Below are 4,509 nucleotides of genomic sequence, written 5' to 3'. Positions count from 1 at the left end.
CGCGGCCCGCGGGCGGCGGCACGGCAGGTCCACCGGGGCGGCCTGGAGGCGGCGGCACCCGGCGCCTACGCGGGTCATCGCGGGGATCGTCGCCGTTCATCACTGTCGAACTCTACTGATCGTCGGGGGCGCGGGTGGGTTGTGCGCGCTCGGTCTCTACTGGATACCCCGCTCGGGTGCCCGCGTTAGCGGGAAACGCGGTGATGTGGCGAGACTCGCCGTGACACGCCGCTCACGGCAGCCAGCCGACGCGGCCGCGCAGCACGGTGTAGCCCAGGTAGGCGACCGCATCGATCGTCGCGTGCGCCAGGATCAGCGGCCACAGCCGATTCGTGCGCTGCCAGTAGCGTCCGAAGATCACGCCCATCACGATGTTGCCGAGCCCGCCGCCCAGGCCCTGGTACAGGTGATAGCTGCCACGCAGCAGCGCGGAGGCGGCCAGTGACCGGTTCTCCGACCAGCCGAGCTTGCGCAGCCGGGTGATCAGGTAGGCCACCACGAGCACTTCCTCGGCCACCGCGTTCGCGCACGCCGACAGGATCAGTACCGGCAGCCGCCACCAGTGCTCGGTCAGCGAACTCGGCACGATGGTCACGCTCACCCCGAGCGCGTGCGCGATCAGATACAGCGCCAGTCCGGGCAGGCCGATCACCGCCGCCAGGATCAGGCCGTGCAGCACATCGGTGCGGCGAATCCTGGCCAGCCCGATCAGTCGCGGTCCGATCCCGCTGCGCCACAACAGGTACAGGCCCAGCGCCGCCCACGCGAGCAGCCGGGTGATTCCGACCAGCTGGAACAGCAGGTCGAGAATCGAGTTGTCCGAGCGCGAGGCGTTCAACGCCACCGTGCGCCCGCCGACCCCGCCGGGCGCCAGCGCCGAATCCAGCAGGGCCAGGCCCGCGCTGATCCCGCTCAGCCCGAAGGTGACGAGCAGGACGACGGTGATCTCGACTCGGAGACCGAACCGTTCCCGCTCGCTGAGCGTGATGTCAGGAGGATCGACGCGCATGTCGCGCAGTGTAGGCAGCCCCGGTGGCCGGGGCGCGTCGCGCCGCGACCGGATTCAGATGCGGCGCAGGCCGTTCAGAAAGGGGCAGCCGGCCAGGATGCGCACCGCCTTGCTCAGCGCGGCGACGTCGTCGGCGGGCGTGGCGAAGGGCAGGCGCACGTCGTGGTCGCCCTCGTTGCTCTCCACCCGCAGGGTCAGGCCGTAGCGGTCGATGGCCAGCGGATGCACCAGGCCGCCGCGTAGCCGGGTCGGCAGGTGGCGCGCGAGCTGGGCGACGATATCGGCGTGGTCCTCGGCCATGTGCTGTAGCCAGGCGCTCTCCAGTTTGCAGAACGGGTCGGCGCTGGCCGCGCGCAGGTCGGCGTGGTCGACCGATTCCGCGCCGGAGGTGTCGGCCAGCACGGCCGAGTTCACCACCACGCGCAGCAGCGTGACGCCGTGTCCGACGTCGAGCAGCCCCGGATGCGGGTATTCCTTGGCGATCTCGACCGCGAGCGTGCGCTGGGCCTGCATCGGCACCTGCCGCACCCACCCGCGCAGCCACACCAGCGCCCGGACCGGTTCGCGCAGCGGCAGCGGCGCGTGATCGGTGAGCTCGAGCACCGCCGAGGTCTCGTTCGCGGTCGCGGCCAGCGCCGCCGCGAGCGAGGTGGCGGGTACCGCGATCACCGCGTCACCACAGCGACGCAGGTGATGCAGCGAGGTCGGCACCGGATCGATGCCGGGCAGCGCGAGCATCGCCGTCTCCGCGTGGGCGCACGCGCTGCGCACGCGCTCGGCGGTCGTCGGCGCGAGGATCGTGGTGGGGCTCGACATGACAACCTCCGCGAACTGTTGATTAGGTAAACCTAAGCTAAGTTACCGCGCGACTTCGCGCAAGGGGACACCCCGGCGAATCGCCGAACGAATCGGCTCTACGGTGGTCTGATGACGCACGACGACCACGGCGACGACCACCCGACCTCCGCCGAACCCGTGCTGGTCACGCTCTCGACCCCCGCCCGCCGCAGTCTGGTGGCGGGCCTGGTCCGCCCGCTGGGCAGCGCGCCGGCCACCGCCGAGGTCGTCGACATCGACGTCCCCGACGCCGAACTGGCCGCCTTCCTGGTCCGGATCGCGCACGCCGACCATGGTTTCGTCGCCCGCACCACCAGCGCGCCCCGTGCGGTCGCCATCGTCGCGGGCACCGTCGCGGCCCTCTGCGGTGAGGACATCCCGACCGCCCTCAGCACCCCCGACCTGGATTTCCTGACGGCGCTCAAGCCCCCGGCCATCGAAGCCACCCGCACTGTTCTGCTGGCCATCGAAACCGACGATGAGCAGGCGATCCGGGACGCGCTCCGGGTGCTGGATTCCTGAGCGGGGCCGACTTCGGACAACGATCCAGCTAATCTTTCTGTGTGCCGCGTATTGCGTATTTCGGACCGTCCGGGACGTTCACCGAGATGGCTCTGGCGAAGTTCGAGAACTCGGGGGCCTTCGACAGTCCCGTCGAGCGAGTCGCCGCGCCGAGTCAGGGCGCGGCGCTGGATCTGATCCGCTCCGGTGACGTCGACGGCGCGGTCGTGCCGATCGAGAGCTCCGTCGAGGGGTCGATCCCGGCGACACTGGATTCCCTCGCCCTCGGACCGCGGCTGCAGATCGTCGCCGAGACCGAGCTCGAGGTGAGTTTCACGATCCTCGCCCGGCCCGGCACCACGCTCGCGCAGGTGCGCACGCTGGCCGCCTACCCGGTCGCGGGCGCGCAGGTCAGGCAGTGGGTGGCCCGGAACATGCCCGAGGCGCAACCGTTCACCTCGGCCTCCAACGCGGCGGCGGCCGAGGACGTCGCGGCGGGCGTCGCCGACGCCGCGGTGTCGACGGCGCTGGCGGGGGAGCGGCTCGGATTGGCCACGCTGGCCGCCGGGGTCGCCGACCACGAACAGGCGATCACCCGCTTCGTCCTGGTGACCGAACCCGGGGTCGCCCCGCACGCCACCGGCGCCGATCGCACGTCCATCGTGCTCGAACTCCCGAACGAACCCGGCTCGCTCATGCGCGCGTTCGCCGAATTCGCCACCCGCGGTGTCGATCTGACCCGCATCGAGTCGCGACCCACCCGGACCGCGATGGGCACCTACCGCTTCTACCTCGACTGCGTCGGCCATATCGACGATCCGGCGGTCGCGGAGACCTTGAAGGCACTGCATCGCACGGCGCGGGTCCGGTATCTCGGCTCGTGGCCCGCGTACGCGGCAGTCGGAACACCGCCCCCGTCGGACGAACCTGCCGCAGAATGGTTGACGCAATTGCGAAAGGGGGTCGCTGACCTATGAGTACACCCGCGAAGCTGGTGCTGGTGCGGCACGGCGAGACCGAGGGCAACGTCGCGAAGATCCTGGACACCCAGGTGCCCGGTCTCCCGCTCACCGAACGTGGTGTGGCCCAGGCGAAAGCCTTCGGCGCCGGTTTGGAACGGGCGCCGCAGGTGCTGGTGTCGTCGGAGGCGCTGCGGGCCCGGCAGACGGCGAGCTACATCGAGGCGGCCACCGGTGCGCCCGCGCACGTCCTCGACGGGCTCTACGAGGTGCAGGTCGGCGAGTTGCACGGCCGCTCGGATCAGGCGGCGCACGAGTTCTTCCAGGAGATCTACCGGGGCTGGCACCGGGGCGATCTCGACACCAGGGCACCCGGCGGCGAATCCGGTCGTGAGGTGATCGACCGGATCGTGCCGATCCTCACCGGACTCCGCGAGGAATTCCTGACCGAGGACGCCGACGGCGACGTGATCGTGGTGAACCACGGCGCCGCCATGCGCCTGGTCGCGATGACGCTGGCCGGGGTGGCGCCGCCGTTCACGACGAACAACCACCTCGACAACACCGAGACCATCGAACTGCTCCCCACCGCGAACGGCGGCTGGGAGTGCCTGCGCTGGGGCAGGTTCACGCCACCGTTCGCGCTCGAGGCCGAGCCCACGGCCGACGACCCGATGGGCTGATCAGGCCGGGTTGTCGGCCGTCGCGGTCGGGAACTCGGTGCGGATCGGCAGCGACTCGATGAGATCGGCCACCGCCGTGCGCAGGCGCGCGTTGGTACCCGTGGCGATCGACGACCACTTCACGCCGTCGTCGGCCACGCTGGCGGTGATGATGAATCTGCCAGCGCGCGTGTTGAACACGGCGATGTGGTTGTCCTGGATGTCGCGCGTGCCGTCACCGTAGGCGACGCCGATGATCTCGGCGTAGGAGTGGATCTCCACCAGCGCCGAGGCCAGGGTCTGGGCGTCGGTGGCGGGCTTGCCGATCTTGCTCAGCCGCTCCGTGGTGGCCGCGACGTCACCGGTATCGCCGAAGATCGGCGCGAGTTCCTCGGTGGGCGCGTTCATTCCGTACAGCTCGAGCGGTTCGGACTTGCCCAGCGCCTGCAGGACCGCGCCGGGCAGGTCCAAGCCCGCGTCGTCGATGACATAGGACTCCGGCCCGCGCAGGGCGACGACCGCGCGGTCGTCGCCCTGCGCG

Annotated in this window: 6 protein-coding genes; 3 read left to right on the top strand and 3 right to left on the bottom strand. The window is 70.6% G+C overall.

From position 1 onward, the window contains the following. Positions 1-232: 232 nt before the first annotated feature. Together V8688_RS31090 and V8688_RS31085 are read right to left on the bottom strand one after the other, a co-directional pair. A complete protein-coding gene (locus tag V8688_RS31090; RefSeq protein ID WP_342802297.1) occupies positions 233-1,009 on the bottom strand; it encodes a CPBP family intramembrane glutamic endopeptidase in 777 nt (258 codons plus the stop codon). 54 nt (positions 1,010-1,063) lie between these two features. Further along, positions 1,064-1,825, bottom strand: a complete 762-nt coding sequence (locus tag V8688_RS31085) for a DUF2470 domain-containing protein (protein ID WP_342802296.1) — start codon at positions 1,823-1,825, stop codon at positions 1,064-1,066. Positions 1,826-1,936: 111 nt separating this feature from the next. On the opposite strand from V8688_RS31085, the gene V8688_RS31080 reads away from it, so the two are divergent. Genes V8688_RS31080 through V8688_RS31070 form a run of 3 tightly spaced genes read left to right on the top strand, consistent with a single transcriptional unit; the run spans position 1,937 to position 3,989 of the window. Next, positions 1,937-2,368, top strand: a complete 432-nt coding sequence (locus V8688_RS31080; RefSeq protein WP_342802295.1) for a hypothetical protein — start codon at positions 1,937-1,939, stop codon at positions 2,366-2,368. Positions 2,369-2,409: 41 nt separating this feature from the next. Continuing rightward, positions 2,410-3,324, top strand: a complete 915-nt coding sequence (gene pheA, locus V8688_RS31075; protein ID WP_218717454.1) for a prephenate dehydratase — start codon at positions 2,410-2,412, stop codon at positions 3,322-3,324. Then, the gene (locus V8688_RS31070; RefSeq protein ID WP_218717455.1) at positions 3,321-3,989 is read left to right on the top strand and encodes a histidine phosphatase family protein; all 669 of its coding nucleotides are present in this window, start codon (positions 3,321-3,323) and stop codon (positions 3,987-3,989) included. The genes pheA and V8688_RS31070 overlap by 4 nt, the downstream gene beginning before the upstream one ends. On the opposite strand, the gene V8688_RS31065 is transcribed toward V8688_RS31070, so the two are convergent. Next, a partial coding sequence (locus V8688_RS31065) for an ESX secretion-associated protein EspG (RefSeq protein WP_342802294.1) occupies positions 3,990-4,509 on the bottom strand: 520 nt, incomplete at its 5' end.

The organism is Nocardia sp. No.11 (assembly GCF_038752175.1).
GTDB classification, from domain to species: domain Bacteria; phylum Actinomycetota; class Actinomycetes; order Mycobacteriales; family Mycobacteriaceae; genus Nocardia; species Nocardia canadensis.
This window is presented reverse-complemented; position numbering and strand designations above follow the sequence as displayed.